The organism is Mumia flava (assembly GCF_002797495.1).
GTDB classification, from domain to species: Bacteria; Actinomycetota; Actinomycetes; order Propionibacteriales; family Nocardioidaceae; genus Mumia; species Mumia flava.
Genome location: NZ_PGEZ01000002.1, coordinates 138,742 through 156,000, shown reverse-complemented (window position 1 = coordinate 156,000; position 17,259 = coordinate 138,742). Strand labels below are relative to the sequence as shown.

At 71.4% G+C, this 17,259-nt stretch carries 14 protein-coding genes and 1 tRNA gene; 9 read left to right on the top strand and 6 right to left on the bottom strand.

Annotation, left to right across the window (positions count from 1 at the left end; translation table 11 throughout):
• Positions 1-5: 5 nt before the first annotated feature.
• The 3 genes from arcA to CLV56_RS14920 all read right to left on the bottom strand — a co-directional run bounded on the left by arcA (position 6) and on the right by CLV56_RS14920 (position 2,954).
• Positions 6-1,253 (bottom strand): arginine deiminase, encoded by a 1,248-nt coding sequence (gene arcA, locus CLV56_RS14930; protein WP_039362035.1) that lies wholly within the window; start codon positions 1,251-1,253, stop codon positions 6-8.
• A gap of 46 nt (positions 1,254-1,299) precedes the next feature.
• Positions 1,300-2,751 (bottom strand): basic amino acid/polyamine antiporter, encoded by a 1,452-nt coding sequence (locus CLV56_RS14925; RefSeq protein WP_039362032.1) that lies wholly within the window; start codon positions 2,749-2,751, stop codon positions 1,300-1,302.
• A 117-nt stretch (positions 2,752-2,868) separates the two neighbouring features.
• Positions 2,869-2,954, bottom strand: a tRNA-Leu gene (locus CLV56_RS14920).
• 137 nt (positions 2,955-3,091) lie between these two features.
• On the opposite strand from CLV56_RS14920, the gene CLV56_RS14915 reads away from it, so the two are divergent.
• Positions 3,092-4,441 (top strand): M20/M25/M40 family metallo-hydrolase, encoded by a 1,350-nt coding sequence (locus CLV56_RS14915; protein WP_100415486.1) that lies wholly within the window; start codon positions 3,092-3,094, stop codon positions 4,439-4,441.
• A 154-nt stretch (positions 4,442-4,595) separates the two neighbouring features.
• Here CLV56_RS14915 and CLV56_RS14910 read toward each other — a convergent pair whose 3' ends face one another.
• Positions 4,596-4,793 (bottom strand): DUF5703 family protein, encoded by a 198-nt coding sequence (locus CLV56_RS14910; protein WP_039362029.1) that lies wholly within the window; start codon positions 4,791-4,793, stop codon positions 4,596-4,598.
• Positions 4,790-5,737, bottom strand: a complete 948-nt coding sequence (locus CLV56_RS14905; protein ID WP_039362027.1) for an aldo/keto reductase — start codon at positions 5,735-5,737, stop codon at positions 4,790-4,792. The genes CLV56_RS14910 and CLV56_RS14905 overlap by 4 nt, the downstream gene beginning before the upstream one ends.
• A 129-nt stretch (positions 5,738-5,866) precedes the next feature.
• Here CLV56_RS14905 and CLV56_RS14900 point away from each other — a divergent pair, with 129 nt between their 5' ends.
• Entirely contained in the window at positions 5,867-6,919 is a 1,053-nt protein-coding gene (locus tag CLV56_RS14900; protein WP_039362024.1) for an LLM class F420-dependent oxidoreductase, read from the top strand.
• Entirely contained in the window at positions 6,919-7,743 is an 825-nt protein-coding gene (locus tag CLV56_RS14895) for an undecaprenyl-diphosphate phosphatase (RefSeq protein ID WP_039362021.1), read from the top strand. The genes CLV56_RS14900 and CLV56_RS14895 overlap by 1 nt, the downstream gene beginning before the upstream one ends.
• 464 nt (positions 7,744-8,207) lie before the next feature.
• Here CLV56_RS14895 and corA read toward each other — a convergent pair whose 3' ends face one another.
• Entirely contained in the window at positions 8,208-9,200 is a 993-nt protein-coding gene (gene corA, locus CLV56_RS14890) for a magnesium/cobalt transporter CorA (RefSeq protein ID WP_100415211.1), read from the bottom strand.
• A gap of 42 nt (positions 9,201-9,242) precedes the next feature.
• Between corA and CLV56_RS14885 the strand changes: the two genes are divergently transcribed.
• The 6 genes from CLV56_RS14885 (at position 9,243) to metH (ending at position 17,169) form a co-directional block, all read left to right on the top strand.
• A complete protein-coding gene (locus tag CLV56_RS14885; RefSeq protein ID WP_039362018.1) occupies positions 9,243-9,944 on the top strand; it encodes an MSMEG_4193 family putative phosphomutase in 702 nt (233 codons plus the stop codon).
• Positions 9,945-10,000: 56 nt separating this feature from the next.
• A complete protein-coding gene (locus CLV56_RS14880) occupies positions 10,001-10,525 on the top strand; it encodes a DUF3090 family protein (RefSeq protein ID WP_039362015.1) in 525 nt (174 codons plus the stop codon).
• Positions 10,518-11,375 (top strand): SCO1664 family protein, encoded by an 858-nt coding sequence (locus CLV56_RS14875; protein ID WP_245857956.1) that lies wholly within the window; start codon positions 10,518-10,520, stop codon positions 11,373-11,375. The genes CLV56_RS14880 and CLV56_RS14875 overlap by 8 nt, the downstream gene beginning before the upstream one ends.
• A gap of 23 nt (positions 11,376-11,398) precedes the next feature.
• On the top strand, positions 11,399-12,622 hold the full coding sequence (gene mshC, locus CLV56_RS14870) for a cysteine--1-D-myo-inosityl 2-amino-2-deoxy-alpha-D-glucopyranoside ligase (RefSeq protein WP_039362013.1): 1,224 nt from the start codon (positions 11,399-11,401) through the stop codon (positions 12,620-12,622).
• 55 nt (positions 12,623-12,677) lie between these two features.
• On the top strand, positions 12,678-13,532 hold the full coding sequence (locus CLV56_RS14865; RefSeq protein WP_281254249.1) for a PAC2 family protein: 855 nt from the start codon (positions 12,678-12,680) through the stop codon (positions 13,530-13,532).
• A 151-nt stretch (positions 13,533-13,683) separates the two neighbouring features.
• Positions 13,684-17,169 carry a methionine synthase gene (metH, locus tag CLV56_RS14860; protein WP_039362011.1) on the top strand — a complete coding sequence of 1,162 codons (3,486 nt, stop codon included), beginning with the start codon at positions 13,684-13,686 and terminating at the stop codon, positions 17,167-17,169.
• The last annotated feature ends 90 nt before the right edge of the window (positions 17,170-17,259 follow it).

Genomic DNA, 17,259 nt, shown 5'->3' with positions numbered 1-17,259 from the left:
CGCCGTCAGAACGCGACCGGCTCCCGCACGATCGGGCACGTCATGCAGTGACCGCCGCCACGGCCGCGACCGAGCTCGGCCCCGACGATCGTGATGACCTCGATGCCGGCCTTGCGCAGCAGGGTGTTGGTCGTCGTGTTGCGGTCGTAGGTGAACACGACCCCGGGCTCGAGCGCGACGGCGTTGTTGCCGGAGTCCCACTGCTGGCGTTCCGACGCGTACACGTCACCGCCGGTCTCGATCACCCGGAGGCTGTCCAGTCCCAGTCCTCGGGCGACCACGTCGGTGAAGGGCTCGCCCTCCTCGTCGGTCACGGCGATCCCGGGATCGGTGTCCGAGGGTCGCAGGGTGAACGTGCGGACGGCGTCCATGATCCGCGGGTAGAGCGTGACGACGTCGCGGTCGGCGAAGGTGAACACGGTGTCGAGATGCATGGCGGCGCGCAGCTTCGGCATGCCGGCGACGATCACCTGCTCGGCGGCGCCCTGGTCGAACAGCGCCTTCGCGACCTGCGTGATCGCCTGCCGCGACGTCCGCTCGCTCATCCCCATCAGCACCACGCCGTTGCCGACCGGCATGATGTCGCCGCCCTCGAACGTCGCCTGCCCCCACTCCTGCTCCGGGTCGCCCCACCAGATCGTCGAACCCGTGAAGTCGGGGTGGAACGTGTAGATCGCCTTCATCAGCAGCGTCTCGTCGTGCCGCGCCGGCCAGAACAGCGGATTCATCGTCAGCCCGCCGTACAGCCAGCAGGTCGTGTCGCGGGTGTACAGCGTGTTCGGCAACGGCGGCATCAGGTACTCGCGCACGCCCGGCGAGTCCCGGGCCATGCTCAGGAAGTCGGTGCGGAAGTCCTCTGGGAGGTCGGTCGTCGCCATCCCGCCGATCAGCAGATCCGCGAGCTGGGTCGGCTCCAGCGACTCGAGGTACGCCCGGGTGCCGTCCATCAGCCCCCACCCGACCTCGTTGGCGACGATCTTGCGGTCGAGCAGCCAGTCGCGCGCCGCCGGGTCCGCCACCGTGCGGGCCAGCAGGTCGTGGAGCTCGACCACCTCGACGCCCCGCGACGTCAGCTTGTTCACGAAGTCGGCGTGGTCGCGCTGGGCGTTCTCGACCCACATCACGTCGTCGAACAAGAGGTCGTCGGCGTTCGTGGGGGTCAGCCGCCGGTGCGCGAGACCGGGACGGCAGACCAGGACCTTGCGCAGCCGGCCCACCTCGGAGTGCACGCCGTACGTCGAAGAGACGGTCATGGGGTCATCCTTCCTTCTGCGGAGCACGGGGGAGCGGTCACGGCGGTCAGATCGTGATGCGGCCCGTCCACAGGCCGATCGCCCCGATCAGCCCGCCGAGCACCACCACGGCGCACACGGCGACCTCGGTCGGGGTGAAGAGCCGCTGCCCGCGCTCGCTGCGGGCCTTCACGTAGAGCAGCGTCGCGGGCGCCAGGATCACGGTCATCAGCAGGACGAACTTCAGGCCGGCCGCGTCGAACAAGAACAGCGTGTAGGCGGTGGCGGCACCGCCGACGATCGTCTCGCGGCGACGCACCGCGGCGGGGACGCCGTCGTACGCCTCCCCGGTCAGCCCGAGCTTGAGCGCGTACGCAGCGGCCAGGAAGTACGGGAGGAGGGCCAGGCTCGTGCTCAGGTCGAGCATGAAGTTCAACGCATCGGTCAGCAGCAGCGTGGCTGCGAGCAGCCCCTGGACGGCCAGCGACGTGACGACGAGTGCGGTGATCGGCGTGCCGTGGGCGTTCTCGCGGCCCAGGAACGCCGGGAAGTCGTCGCTGCGCGCCGGGACGTACATCACCTCGGCGGCCATCAGCGTCCACGCGAGGTACGCGCCCAGGACCGAGACGATCACCGCGACGCTGATGAAGACCTCGCCCCACTCTCCGACCACCGACTCGAAGACCCCGATCATCGAGGGCTGCCGCGTGTCCGCCAGCTCCGGCTGGGGGACCACCGAGTAGCTCGACAGGGTCACCAGGGCGAAGATCGACAGCACGCTCAGGAAGCCCAGGACCGTCGCGCGACCGACGTCCTTGCGCCGCTTCGCGTAGCGGGAGTAGACGCTCGCGCCCTCGATCCCGATGAACACGAACGTCGTGATCAGCATCGTGTTGCGGACCTGCTCGTTCAGACCTCCCAGGTCCCCGTAGTCGTAGGCCGTCCAGTTGTCGGCGAACACCTCCGCGTCGAAGTTCACGAACAGCACGACGATGAACACGAGGATGGGGATGATCTTGAAGACCGTCACGATCCGGTTGATGATCGCGGCGTCGCGGATGCCGCGGGCGATCATCGTGTGGAAGGCCCAGACCCCCGCCGTCGACAGCGCCACCGCGAGCACCGTGTCGCCGTCACCGAACCCGTCGAAGAACGTGCCCAGCGTCGCGGTGATGAAGACCCAGTAGAACGTGTTGCCGGCGATCGAGCTCGCCCAGAAGCCGATCGCCGAGTTGAAGCCGGCGTAGTCCCCGAATCCGGCCTTCGCGTAGATGTAGACCCCGGAGTCGAGGTCCGGCTTGCGGATCGCGAGGTTCTGGAAGACGAACGCGAGCATCAGCATGCCGGTGCCGGCGATCGCCCAGGCGATCAGGGAGCCGAGGATGCCCGTCGCCACACCGAAGCGCGCGGGCAGCGAGAACACGCCCGCGCCCACCATCCCGCCGACGACCATCGCGGTCAGCGTCGGGAGCGACATCCTCGCGACCGTGCGCGGCGCCGGGTCCGTCTCCGTGCTCATGGCAGCTCCTGCCCCGAGAGGCGGTGTCCTCGCCTCATGCTGGCGGAGCCGACGCGCACATGCATCCCGAGTGCCGCAGGAAACAAGAAACCCCAGGTCGCCCTGGGGTTCTGTGCGTGTCCGAGGGGGGACTTGAACCCCCATGCCCTAATACGGGCACTAGCACCTCAAGCTAGCGCGTCTACCTATTCCGCCACCCGGACAGGGTCTCGATGGCGTGCCTCGCGGCACGTTCACCGTGCAGAAGAACTCTAGCAAACCCCCGGTGAGCGCCTCCACGCCGACCCCGCACGACGCGGAGCGGGTGACCTTCGGTCGCGCGGCAGGCAGGATGGGGGACATGAGCCGTGACACCGCAGCCGACGAGCCCACCGGAAACCCCTCCGTCCGAGGGGAGCCGGTCGACGTCGCGGCCGAGGTCGTCGAGATCTGCCGGAACCTCATCCGGATCGACACCACGAACGTCGGCGACGACACCGGCCCGGGGGAGCGCAAGGCGGCGGAGTACGTCGCGGAGCTGCTCGAGGAGGTCGGGATCGCGACCGAGATCGTCGAGATCACGCCGGGCCGTACGAACCTGGTGGCGCGGTGGGAGGGCACCGATCCGTCGCTGCCGCCGCTGCTCCTGCACGGTCACCTCGACGTGGTGCCGGCGCAGGCGTCGGACTGGCGGTACGACCCGTTCTCCGGCGAGATCGACGGCGGCTACCTGCACGGCCGCGGCGCGGTCGACATGAAGGACTTCGACGCGATGATGCTGTCGGTCGTCCGGGCACGTCAGCGGGCCGGGATGCGCCCGCGGCGCACGGTCGTGCTGGCGTTCACCGCCGACGAGGAGGCCGGCAGCCTGCACGGCGCGCACCAGATCGTCTCCGAGCGGCCCGACCTGCTCGAGGGCGTCACGGAGGCGGTGGGCGAGGTCGGCGGGTTCTCGACGTACGTGGGGGACCGTCGGCTCTACCTGATCGAGTCCGGGGAGAAGGGCCTCGCGTGGATGCGGCTGCACGCGGTCGGCACCGCCGGGCACGGGTCGATGATCCAGCCCGACAACCCGGTCACCGCGATCGCCGAGGCCGTCCGGGCCATCGGGGCGTACGACTGGCCGACCGACCCGGGTCCGTCGATGCGGACGCTGCTCGACACGATCCGCGAGCTGTCCGGGGATACGGGCGCGGACGACGACGCGACGCTCGCACACATCGGCCCGGCGGCGCGGATGATCGGCGCGGGTCTGCGCAACATCACCAACCCGACGATGCTCGACGCGGGCTACAAGGTGAACGTCGTGCCAGGGGAGGCGAGCGCCGCCGTCGACGGTCGGTACCTGCCGGGACAGCAGGAGACCTTCGTCGCCGAGGTGCAGCGGATCGTCGGCGAGCGGGTGACGGTCGAGCCGATCACGGTCCAGCCGGCCCTGGAGTACCCGTTCGCGGGCGACCTCGTCGACGCGATGACCGTGTCGCTGCACACCGAGGACCCCGAGGCGGCCGTCGCGCCGTACCTCATGTCGGGCGGCACGGACGCCAAGGCGTGGGACCGGCTCGGGATCCGGTCGTACGGCTTCGCGCCGCTGCGGCTCCCGTCGGACCTGGACTTCACCGCGCTGTTCCACGGGATCGACGAGCGGGTCCCGACCGACGCGCTGGAGTTCGGCGCGCGGGTGCTGCACCGCTTCCTCGACCTGGCCTGAGCGCCGCCGGTCGAGCCCGTCCGTCTCCGGTCACGCCTGTCCGCCGCCCTCGGCCGTCCACCTGGCAACGCAGAGCACCACCTGGCTGCGGAAACCGTCGTCGCCGGGTGGAGGTTTCCCCAGCCGGCTGGGGAGACCCTCCCGGCGAGCACCGCTACAGCGTGCGGCGGACCCGGATGATCCGGCGGCGCAGGGTGATCCGGCGCCTGCCGTCGGGGAACAACCGCAGCCGCGCCAGCTCCCAGCCCTCGTACTCCGCGGCGTCGGTCAGCAGCCGTCGTACGGACTGGCGCGACTCCGTGCGTGGAAGCCAGAACCTCTGGAACTCGTACTCTGCGCTCGTCGTGCTCACCCCGCCTCCGCCGACACGTCGTCGAGTGCCGAGACGATCTCGTCCGGCAGCACCACGTCCTCGACCGTCAGCAGGCCCTTGAGCTGGGCAGCGGTCCGGGGGCCGACGAGGGCGCTCGCGACGGCCGGCCGGTCGCGGATCCAGGCCAGAGCGACCTCCGCGGGGCTGAGCCCGAGCCCGTCGGCGGCCCGGCACACCCCTTCGACGACCGACGGTGCCGACCCTTGGAGGTACGGCTCGACGAAACCGGCCAGGTGGTCGGAGGCGGCGCGGGAGTCGGACGGCACGACGCCGTGGCGGTACTTGCCGGTGAGCACGCCGCGGCCGAGCGCCGACCAGGCGATCACCCCGAACCCGAGCGCATCGGCCGCTGGAAGGACCTCGGCCTCGGCGGTGCGGTTGACCAGCGAGTACTCGACCTGGTCGGCCACGATCGGCGCCCCGGTCTCCCGCATCGCCTGCCGGGTGTGGACGTAGGCGGTCTGCCAGCCGTTGTGGTTCGCGACACCGACGTAGCGGGTCCGACCGGTCGTGACGGCGTGCTCCATCGCCGCGAGCGTCTCCTCGGACGGGACCTGCGGGTCCCAGCGCTGCACGAGCCACAGGTCGACGGTGTCGACCCCGAGGCGCCCGAGCGACGCGTCCAGCGTGCCGAGCAGGGCCCCGCGCGAGGTCCCGGGCCGCCCCGTGCGGGTCGGCGCGCCGGCCTTCGTGACCAGGATCACGTCATCGCGGGGGATATCAGCGAGGACGGCACCGAGAACGGACTCCGCCGTCCCGGCTCCGTACGACGCGCCGGTGTCGAGCAGGGTCCCCCCGGCGTCGAGGAAGGTCGTGAGCAGGTCGCGGGCCTCGTGCTCGTCGACGTCCCGGCCCCACGAGGCCGTGCCGAGGCCCAGGGCGGAGACCGCCAGCCCGCTGCGCCCCACGAACCGTTCTCGCATCCTGCTCCTCGTGCCGCGTCGTTGATCCAGAAGGCTAGTCGAGTCGCGCCACCGAGGGGCGCTAGGCTCACCCGCACGCCTGCGCACGAGCGCGGCGAGCACGCCGACCGATCGGACGAGGAGCGAGCCATGCGGCTGGGAGTCAATGTCGGGTACGTCGCGGGACCGGACGTCGCGGAGCGGGTCGAGACCGCGGTGTACGCGGAGTCGATCGGGTTCTCCTCGGCGTGGGCGGCGGAGGCGTACGGATCGGACGTGCCGACGCTGCTGTCGTGGATCGGTGCCCGGACGACGAAGCTGGACCTGGGCACCGCGATCCTGCAGATCCCGGGCCGCACGCCCGCGATGACGGCGATGACGGCCGCGACGCTGGACCGGCTGTCCGAGGGCCGGGTCCGCCTCGGGCTGGGCGTGTCGGGGCCGCAGGTGTCCGAGGGCTGGCACGGCGTGAAGTTCGACAAGCCGCTGGCGCGCACCCGTGAGTACGTCGAGATCGTCCGCACGATCCTGGCCCGCGAGGAGCCGCTGAACTTCTCCGGCGACCACTTCACCCTTCCGCTGCCCGACGGACCGGGCAAGCCCCTGAAGATCATGCTGCACCCGTACCGTCCCGACATCCCGATCTACCTCGCGGCTGTGGGCCCGAAGAACCTCGAGCTCGCCGGCGAGGTCGCCGACGGCTGGCTCGCGATCTTCTTCAACCCCGAGCAGGCAGCGGTCTCGACCGACCCGATCCGGGCGGGGCGGGAGAAGGCCGGCAAGAGCATGGACGGTTTCGACGTGGTCCCCACGGTGCCCGTGGTGGTCGGTGACGACCTCGAGCAGTGCGCGAACATGGTCCGCGCCTACACGGCGCTGTACGTCGGGGGCATGGGCAGCCGCAAGCAGAACTTCTACAACAACCTCGCCGTCCGGATGGGGTTCGAGGACGCCGCGAAGGAGATCCAGGACCTGTACCTGGACAAGAAGCAGGCCGAGGCGGCCGCGGCGGTGCCGTTCGAGCTGGTCGACCAGACCGCGCTGATCGGCCCGAAGGAGCGGATCGCCGAGCGCCTGCACGCCTACGCCGACGCCGGCGTGACGACGCTCGCCGTGTCGACGTTCGGGACCACCCACGCCGAGCGCGCCGACGTCCTCAGCACCGTGGCCGACGCCCTGGACGCGTCCGGGCTCGGTGACTGATGCAGGACACCTTCCATGCGATCGTCCTCGGGCTGATCCAGGGCCTGACGGAGTTCCTCCCGATCTCGTCGTCGGGTCACCTGGCGATCTACCCGGCGTTCTTCGGCTGGGAGGATCCCGGCGCCGCGTTCACCGCGGTGATCCAGATCGGCACCGAGCTCGCGGTGGTGCTCTACTTCTGGCGCGACATCTGGACGATCGGCTCGGGCTGGGTCCGCGGGTTGTTCTCCGCGGAGGCCCGCGAGGAGCACGAGTGGCGGATGGGCTGGTTCATCATCATCGGGTCGCTGCCGATCGTGATCCTCGGCATCTCCCTGAAGGAGGTGATCGAGAACGACTTCCGCAACCTGTGGGTGATCGCGACCATGCTCGTGGTGGTCGGTGTGGTCCTCGGTGTCGCCGATCGGATCGGTCGCCAGGAGCGCACGATCGAGAACCTCACCTGGACCCATGCCGTGCTCTACGGCCTGGCGCAGGCCGCGGCGCTGATCCCCGGTGTGTCGCGTTCGGGCGCCACGATCAGCATGGGGCGGCTCCTCGGCTACGAGCGGGCGGCGGCCACCCGGTACGCCTTCCTGCTGGCGATCCCGGCCGTCGTGGGCGCGGGGCTGTACGAGCTGAAGGAGATCCCGGGCGGCGACAACCCGTATGGCGTGGGTCCGACGATCCTCGCGACCGTCGTCAGCTTCGTCGTGGGGATCGCCGTGATCCACTGGCTGCTCGGCTACGTCTCGAAGCACTCGTTCGCGCCGTTCGTGATCTACCGGATCGCGCTCGGCGGTCTCACGCTGGCGCTGCTCGCCACCGGCGTCATCGCGGCGTAGCAGCGCACCGCTGGTCGAGGCGCGAGCGGAGCGAGTGATCGAGACCCGCCGACCGACCTGCCGCTGGTCGAGGCGCGAGCGGAGCGAGTGATCGAGACCCGCCGACCGACCTGCCGCTGGTCGAGGCGCGAGCGGAGCGAGTGATCGAGACCCGCCACCGCGCCCGCGACACCACCGACGTGCCTGCGCTCCGTACCACCTCGCGGTCGTACCGCAGGCATTTCGGTCCCGAGGTCCCTCGCGCACACGCATGTGCCTGCGTTCCGCACCACCCCCGAGTCAGACCGCAGGCACGTGACCGGACGTGGTCCGTGTGCAGGCGCCTACCGCCGTGTTGTTCCGCGGTGAGGGCTGCCGCGGGGTCGGGGTCTCGATCGCTCGCTCCGCTCGCGCCTCGACCAGCGGGGAAGGGCTCCGCTCGCGCCTCGACCAGCGGGGATGGTCCCTCGCGCCCACGAACCCCGTCAGAGCCAGCCGGAGCGCTTGAACGCGCGCCACAGCACGAGCACGACGCCTGCCATCACGAGCAGGGCGAGCGGGTAGCCCAGCGCCCAGTGCAGCTCGGGCATGTCGCGGAAGTTCATCCCGTAGATGCCGGCGATCAGGGTCGGTCCGGCGAACATCGCCGCGTACGCCGCGAGCTTGCGCATGTCGTCGTTCTGCTGCATCGAGATCTGGGTGGCGTGGGCCTGGAGCACGTTGTCGAGCAGGTGGTCCAGGTCTCCGACGATGCCGGCGACGTGGACGAGATGGTCGGCGACGTCGCGGTAGTACGGGCGCAGCTCCTCCGGGAGGCGGTAGCCGCGGCTGCCGTGCATGACGTCGGAGATCGGGTTCTGGATCGGGACCACCGCCCGTCGCATCTCCTGGAGCTCACGCTTGAGGAAGTAGATCGGGCCCGAGTCGGAGGTGCGCTCCTCGGAGAACACCGACGCCTCCACCTGGTCGACGTCGATCACGAGCTCGTCGGCGATGGACTGGTACTGGTCGACCACGGCGTCGACCAGGTGGTAGACGGCGCCGAGCGGGCCGTGCCGCAGCATCTCGGGCGTCTCGTGCGCGCGGTCGCGGACGCCCGTGAGCGACGGCCACGTGCCGTGGCGCACGGTGATGAGGTAGCGCGGTCCGACGAAGGCGGAGACCTCGCTGGTCTCGACCTGGCTGGTCGGGTCGTCGTACCGCAGAGCCTTGAGAACGAGGAAGGCCGCGTCGCCGTAGCGGTCGACCTTCGGTCGCTGATGGGCGACGACCGCGTCCTCGACCGCGAGCGGGTGCAGGCCGAACGCATCCTGGAGGACCTGGAACTCCTCGAACGTCGGGTCCTGGAGCCCGACCCAGACGAAGTCGCCGCGGTGCCGCAGATGCTCCAGCAGCGCGGGGACCTCGGCCACCTCGCGGGTGGTCGCCACGGCCGAACCCTCGACGTACGCGGCGCTCTCGACGATCACGCACCCCATTGTGGCCCGCGCGAACGGGATCGTCCGACTACCCTCGAGTGCGTGCCGACCTTGTTCCTCGTCCGACACGGCCGGACCGCGGCGAACACGGCGGGCGTGCTCGCGGGCCGCAGCCGCGGCGTCGGGCTCGACCCGACCGGTGAGCGCCAGGCGCAGCAGGCCGCCACCCGCCTCGCCGCGGTCGACCTCGCGCTGGTCGCCGCGAGCCCGCTGCAGCGCACCATGCAGACGGCCCGCGCGGTCGTGGCGGCGCAGAAGGGCGATCCCACGCTGCGCCGGGAGCCGGGCCTCGTGGAGTGCGGCTACGGCCGCTGGACCGGTCGCAAGCTGACCGACCTGGCGAAGGAGCCGCTGTGGAGCCAGGTCCAGGAGCAGCCGAGCGCGGTGACCTTCCCCGGCGGCGAGTCGATGCCGGCGATGGCCGCCCGGGCGGTCGAGACCGTACGCCGCACCGATCGCGCCCTGACCCGGCGGCACGGCGACGACGCCCTGTGGGCCGCGGTCAGCCACGGCGACGTCATCAAGGCCGTGCTCGCCGACGCGCTGGGGATGCACCTGGACGCGTTCCAGCGGATCGCCGTCGCACCGGGGTCGGTGTCGGTGGTCGCCTACGGCCTGCGACGTCCGACCGTGCTGCTGATGAACGACTCCGGCTCGGACCTGGCGCCGTTCGGTCGCCGCGCCGACGCGAGCGGGACCGACGGTCCGCGCAGCGGCGACGCACCGGTCGGCGGCGGGGCGTGACGGCCGCGGCCGGTGGTGGGGTCGCCCGGCGCCGCCGGGCTGTCTAGGCTCGAGCCATGCTCATCCATCGCTACGAGCGGCCACGCCGGTTCGTCGCCGGCACGGTCGGCGAGCCGGGGGACCGGACTTTCTTCCTGCAGGCCGCCGACGGCTCGCGGGTCACCTCGGTCGCGCTGGAGAAGGAGCAGGTCGCCGTCCTCGCGGACCGGCTCGAAGCGCTGCTCGTCGAGGTCCAGGGGGGTCCGGGTCTCGGGGCGCCCGTCGAGCGGTCGGTGGACCTCGAGCCGCTGGAGCAGCCGATCGAGGAGGAGTTCCGCGTCGGCGCGATGACGCTGGCCTGGGAGCCGGACCGCGGCGAGGTGGTCGTGGAGGCGTTCGCGGCGACCGACGACGAGGACACCGAGGCCAGCGACGTCCTCGTGGTCACGCTGCCCCCCGAGATCGCTCACGAGTTCACCGAGCGTGCCCGCAGCGTGGTGGCGGCCGGCCGCCCGTCCTGCCCGTTCTGCGGCGGCGTCGTCGAGCCGGACGGGCACCTGTGCCCCCGCGCGAACGGCTTCCGTCGGGTCGCCCGTGACTGAGCCGGTCGCCGACGACCCGGCGGGCGCCGCCGCCGAGGGATCGCGGCCCCTCGACCCGTCGGTCGTCCTCGCCCGGCTGGGCTCCGGCACCCTCGAGGTGACGGGTCGCCTGCTGGACGCCTCGAACGCGTCGTTCGTCGCGCAGATCCCGGGCGCCGGGGACGCCGCTCCTCTGACCTGCGTCTACAAGCCGGTCCGGGGAGAGCGGCCCTTGTGGGACTTCCCGGACGGCACCCTGGCTGCCCGGGAGGTCGCCTCGTACCTCGTCTCCGAGGCGGGCGGCTGGCACGTGGTGCCCCCGACGACGCTCGGAGACGGCCCGCTCGGCGCGGGGATGCTCCAGGCCTGGGTCGAGGTGACCGAGCCCGCGGCGCCGGTCGCGGTCCTCCCGGCCGACACCGAGGTGCCGGGATGGATGCCCGTGCTGGACGCCCTGGACGCCGAGGACAACCCGGTCGTGCTCGCCCACCGCGACAGCGCGGCCCTGCGGTCCGTCGCGGTGTTCGACGTGGTGGTGAACAACGCGGACCGCAAGGGCGCTCACCTCCTCCCGGTCGGCGACCACCCGTACGCCGTGCTCGGGTGCGACCACGGCCTGACCTTCCACACCGAGCCCAAGCTGCGGACCGTCCTGTGGGGCTGGGCGGGTGAGCCGCTCGGCACGGACGACCTCGATCGCCTGCAACGGCTGCACGCCGCGCTCGACGGCACCCTCCGCGCGGAGCTCGACCCCCTGCTGGCGCCCGACGAGCTCACGGCGCTGCGCAGGCGCCTCGACCGCCTCCTCACGACGGGCTCGATGCCGCTGCCGGACCCGATGCGCCCCGCCATCCCCTGGCCACCCCTGTGAGAGGGCCCGCCTAGACTCGACGCATGCGCGCCTGGCCCTCACCCGACGTCCCCGACCTCGCCGGACTCGGCCTCGGAACCGGGTCGCCGGTCCAGGTCCGCGACACCCGCACCGGTCGCCTGCAGGTCGTCGACCCTGACGGTCGCGCGCGGATGTACGTCTGCGGGATCACGCCGTACGACGCGACGCACCTGGGGCACGCGGCGACGTACCTCACCTTCGACGTCCTCAACCGCGTCTGGCGCGACCGCGGGCTGGAGGTGCGCTACACCCAGAACATCACCGACGTCGACGACCCGCTGCTCGAGCGCGCGGCGGAGACGGGGGTTGAGTGGACGGACCTGGCCGAGCGTGAGATCGAGCTGTTCCGGGAGGACATGGCGGCGCTGCGGGTGCTGGCGCCCACCGACTACGTCGGTGCGGTCGAGTCGGTCGATCTGGCGACGGCTCTGATCGGGCGGCTCGACGCGGCGGGCGCGGTCTACCGCGTCGACGACGACCTGTACTTCGACGTGACCTGCGATCGCGCCTTCGGTGACGTCTCCCGGCTCAGCACCGACGAGATGAGGCCGCTGTTCGCCGAGCGCGGCGGCGACCCGGAGCGCGCCGGCAAGCGGCACCCGCTGGACGCGCTGCTGTGGCGCGCGGAGCGTGACGGCGAGCCGTCGTGGGAGAGCCCGTACGGCCGGGGTCGTCCGGGCTGGCACGTGGAGTGCTCGTCGATCGCGCTCGAGACCCTCGGGCACGACTTCGACGTCCAGGGAGGGGGGACCGACCTGGTCTTCCCGCACCACGAGATGTCCGCGTCCCAGGCGCAGGTGGCGACCGAGGAGCCGTTCGCCCGGGCGTACGTCCACCAGGCGATGGTGGCCTACGAGGGCGAGAAGATGTCGAAGTCGCTCGGCAACCTGGTGTTGGTCTCGAAGCTCCGCGCCGACGGCCACGACCCGATGGCGATCCGGCTCGCCGTGCTCGACCACCGCTACGACGTGGGCTGGGAGTGGCAGGCCGGCGACATCAAGGACGCGACCGAGCGGCTCGGCCGGTGGCGGGACGCGTTCGCCCACGGAGCTCCCGCACGTCCGCTCGTCGACGAGGTGCGGACGTCCCTCACCGACGACCTCGACACCCCGCGCGCCCTCGCCGCGGTGGACGCCTGGTCCGAGCGGGCACTGGGCGGACCCGGCGACCCCGACGGGGGAGCGCAGGCGGCGACGGCGGTCGACGCGCTGCTCGGCATCGTCTGAGACCACGGCCCCCACCTGGCTGACCCGGGCTTCGGCGGCGCCTAGAGTGAGAGGCGTGAGCGCCGACTTCGACATGCCGCAGCTGGTCGACCCCTGGATGATCGTCGCCTTCGAGGGCTGGAACGACGCTGCCGAGGCCGCCTCGGACGTCGTGGACCACCTGATCGAGTGGTGGGACGCGGAGCTGGTCGTCGAGCTCGACCCCGACGACTACTACGACTTCCAGGTGAACCGTCCGATCATCGCGCTCGAGGACTCCGGCGAGCGGAGCATCACGTGGCCGACCACCCGCGTGTGGGTCGCGCGACCCGTCGGCTCGGACCGCGACGTCGTGATCGTGCAGGGTCTCGAGCCCAACATGCAGTGGAAGCGGTTCTGTGCCGAGCTGCTGGCGATCACGGAGTCGTTCGACGTCCAGGTCGTGGTCACGCTCGGCGCGCTGCTCGCCGACACGCCCCACACGCGGCCGGTGCCGGTCACCGGGACCACCAACGACCCGACGATCCAGACGCGGCTCGATCTCGAGGAGTCGCAGTACGAGGGGCCGACCGGCATCAACGGCGTGTTCGCGCAGGTCTGCCGGCACGCCGACATCCCGACCGTCTCGCTGTGGGCCGCGGTGCCGCACTACGTCGCGCAGCCGCCGAACCCGAAGGCCACGCTCGCACTGCTCGGCTACCTCGAGGACGTCCTCGAGTCCAGCCTGCCGATGGGGGACCTGCAGGAGCTCGCTCAGGCCTGGGAGCGCGGGGTCGAGGAGCTGGCCGGGTCCGACGCCGACATCGCGGCGTACGTCGAGTCGCTGGAGCAGGCGCGTGACACCACCGAGCTCCCGGAGGCGTCCGGCGACGCGATCGCGCGGGAGTTCGAGCGCTACCTGAAGCGGCGCTCGCGCGACAACGACGCGTGACGCCCCGCCCTGCTCGCGGACGCGTGTGCGCCATGTCTCACGATGCGGTTGGTCGTCTCACGACGTGAGCGTCCCGGGGGTCCGCTCGCGTAGACTCGTCGCGTCCCGCAGACCGCCGTCGTCCCCGCCTTCTCTGGCGTCCAGGAGCCTCATGTCCGACCGAGTCCAGTCCCTGCGCACCGCGCTGTCCGAACGCGTCGTCGTCGCGGACGGGGCGATGGGGACGATGCTCCAGGCCTACGACCTGGGGCTCGACGACTTCGAGGGCCACGAGGGCTGCAACGAGATCCTCAACGTCACCCGCCCGGACGTCGTCAAGGCGATCCACGAGGCCTACCTCGAGGTGGGCGTGGACTGCGTCGGGACGAACACGTTCGGCGCCAACCTCGCGAACCTCGCCGAGTACGACATCGCCGACCGGATCTACGAGCTCGCCCGGGCCGGCGCCGCCGTCGCGCGCGAGGCGGCCGACGGGTATGCCACGCCGGAGCGGCCGCGCTGGGTCCTCGGGTCGATCGGCCCGGGGACCAAGCTGCCGACGCTCGGTCACACGACGTACGCGGCGCTGCGCGACGCGTACCAGCAGGAGGCCCTCGGGCTGATCGACGGCGGCGCCGACGCTCTGCTCGTCGAGACCGCGCAGGACCTGCTCCAGGCGAAGGCCGCCGTCCTCGGGACCAAGCGCGCCCAGGCGGAGCGTGGCAGCGCCCTGCCGCTGATCGTCAACGTCACCGTCGAGACCACCGGGACGATGCTGCTCGGGTCGGAGATCGGAGCGGCGCTCACCGCGCTCGAGCCGCTCGGGATCGACGTGATCGGCCTGAACTGCGCGACCGGACCGGCCGAGATGAGCGAGCACCTGCGGACGCTGGCGCAGACCTCGCGGGTCGCGATCGGCTGCATGCCCAACGCCGGCCTGCCGGTGCTGACCGCCGACGGCGCCCACTACCCGCTCACGCCGGCCGAGCTCGCCGACGCGCACGACACGTTCACCGCCGAGTTCGGGCTCACGCTCGTCGGCGGGTGCTGCGGCACCACCCCGGAGCACCTGCGCCAGGTCGTCGAGCGGGTACGCGGGCGCGAGGCAGCCGAGCGCGCCCCCCAGCCGGAGTCGAGCGTGGCGTCGCTCTACCAGGCTGTCCCGCTGCGGCAGGACACCTCCTACCTCTCGATCGGCGAGCGCACCAACGCGAACGGCTCGAAGGCGTTCCGCGAGGCGATGCTCGCGGGCAACCTGGACGACTGCGTGGAGATCGCCCGTGCGCAGATCCGCGACGGGGCGCACGTCCTCGACCTCTGCGTGGACTACGTCGGGCGCGACGGCGCTCAGGACATGAGCGAGATCGCCTTCCGGCTCGCCACCGCGGCGACGCTGCCGATCGTGCTGGACTCCACGGAGCCCGCCGTGCTGCAGGCCGGGCTGGAGCGTCTGGCAGGCCGCTCGGTGATCAACTCGGTCAACTACGAGGACGGCGACGGGCCGGACTCGCGGTTCACCCGGATCATGCAGCTCGTCGCCGAGCACGGCTCCGCGGTCGTCGCGCTGACGATCGACGAGGAGGGCCAGGCTCGCACGGCCGAGTGGAAGGTCCGGGTCGCGACCCGCCTGATCGAGGACCTGACCCAGAACTGGGGCATGCAGCTCGGCGACATCCTGATCGACACGCTCACCTTCCCGGTCGGCACCGGCCAGGAGGAGACCCGGCGCGACGGGCTGGAGACGATCGAGGCGATCCGCCAGATCAAGCAGCGCTACCCCGAGGTGCAGACCACCCTCGGGCTGTCGAACATCTCCTTCGGCCTCAACCCGGCTGCCCGGATCGTCCTGAACTCCGTGTTCCTGCACGAGTGCGTGGAGGCGGGGCTCGACTCGGCGATCGTGCACGCCGCGAAGATCCTGCCGCTCGCCCGGATCCCCGACGAGCAGGTCCAGGTCGCGCTCGACCTGATCTACGACCGCCGACGCGACGACTACGACCCGCTGGCGGCGATGCTGGACATGTTCGCCGACGTCAAGGCCGCCGACGCGAGGGCCGACCGGGCCGCCGAGCTCGCCGCGATGCCGCTGTCGGACCGGCTGCGCGCGCGCATCATCGACGGCGAGCGCAACGGCCTCGACGCCGACCTGCAGGAGGCGCTCGACGAGGGTCGGACCGCCCTGGCGGTGATCAACGAGGACCTGCTCGAGGGGATGAAGGTCGTCGGCGAGCTGTTCGGCTCGGGCCAGATGCAGCTGCCGTTCGTGCTGCAGTCGGCGGAGGTGATGAAGGCCGCGGTGGCCTACCTCGAGCCGTACATCGAGAAGACCGACGAGGACGGCAAGGGCACGATCGTGCTCGCCACCGTCAAGGGCGACGTCCACGACATCGGCAAGAACCTCGTCGACATCATCCTCAGCAACAACGGCTACGACGTGGTCAACATCGGCATCAAGCAGCCGATCTCCGCGATCGTCGAAGCGGCGAGCGAGCACCGCGCCGACGTGATCGGCATGTCGGGCCTGCTCGTCAAGAGCACGGTCGTGATGAAGGACAACCTGACCGAGCTCAACGACCGCGGCGTGGCCGCGCAGTGGCCCGTGCTGCTCGGCGGCGCCGCGCTCACCCGCGCGTACGTCGAGGAGGACCTCGCCGAGATCTACGCCGGCGAGGTGCGCTACGCCCGCGACGCGTTCGAGGGCCTGCGGCTGATGGACGCCGTGATGGCGGTCAAGCGCGGCGTGCCGGGGGCGACGCTTCCCGAGCTGCGCAAGCGGCGCGTGACGAGCACGGCCCGGCCGACGCTGGTGGCCCCGGAGGACCTGCCCGAGCGCTCCGACGTGGCGACCGACGTGCCGGTCCCGACGCCGCCCTTCTGGGGCGACCGCATCGTGAAGGGGATCCAGCTCGCCGACTTCTCCGCCTGGCTCGACGAGCGCGCGACGTTCATGGGCCAGTGGGGTCTCAAGGCGAGCCGCGGCGAGGGCGGCGCGTCGTACGAGGAGCTGGTGGAGACCGAGGGCCGACCGCGGCTACGGATGTGGCTCGACCGGATCCAGACGGAGCAGATCATGGAGCCCGCGGTGGTCTACGGCTACTGGCCGGCGTACTCCGAGGGCGACGACCTGGTCGTGCTGGATCCCGAGACGCAGTCCGGCGAGGTGGCGCGCTTCAGCTTCCCGCGACAGCGGCGCGACCGGTTCCTGTGCCTGTCGGACTTCTTCCGGCCGAAGGACTCCGGGCAGCTCGACGTGGTCGGGTTCCACCTGGTCACGATGGGCGCGCACGTCTCCGAGGTCACCGGGGAGCTGTTCGAGAAGAACGCCTACCGCGACTACCTCGAGCTGCACGGGCTGTCGGTCCAGCTGACCGAGGCGCTGGCCGAGTACTGGCACCACCGGGTCCGCCGTGAGCTCCGCATCGACGGGGACGACGCCCCGGAGCTGTCGGGGATCCTCAAGCAGAAGTACCACGGCGAGCGGTACTCCTTCGGCTACCCGGCCTGCCCGAACCTCGAGGACCGCGCGACGCTGGTGAGGCTCCTGCGACCGGAGCGGATCGGCGTGTCGCTGTCGGAGGAGCTCCAGCTCCACCCGGAGCAGTCGACCGACGCGATCATCCTGCACCACCCCGAGGCCTTCTACTTCAACGCGACGTGAGCGAGGACGACGTGACCTGCACCTCCACGCCCACCCCTACGACGCACGATGATGCCTCTCGACCCGCACCGGGTCCGGATGCATCGTCCG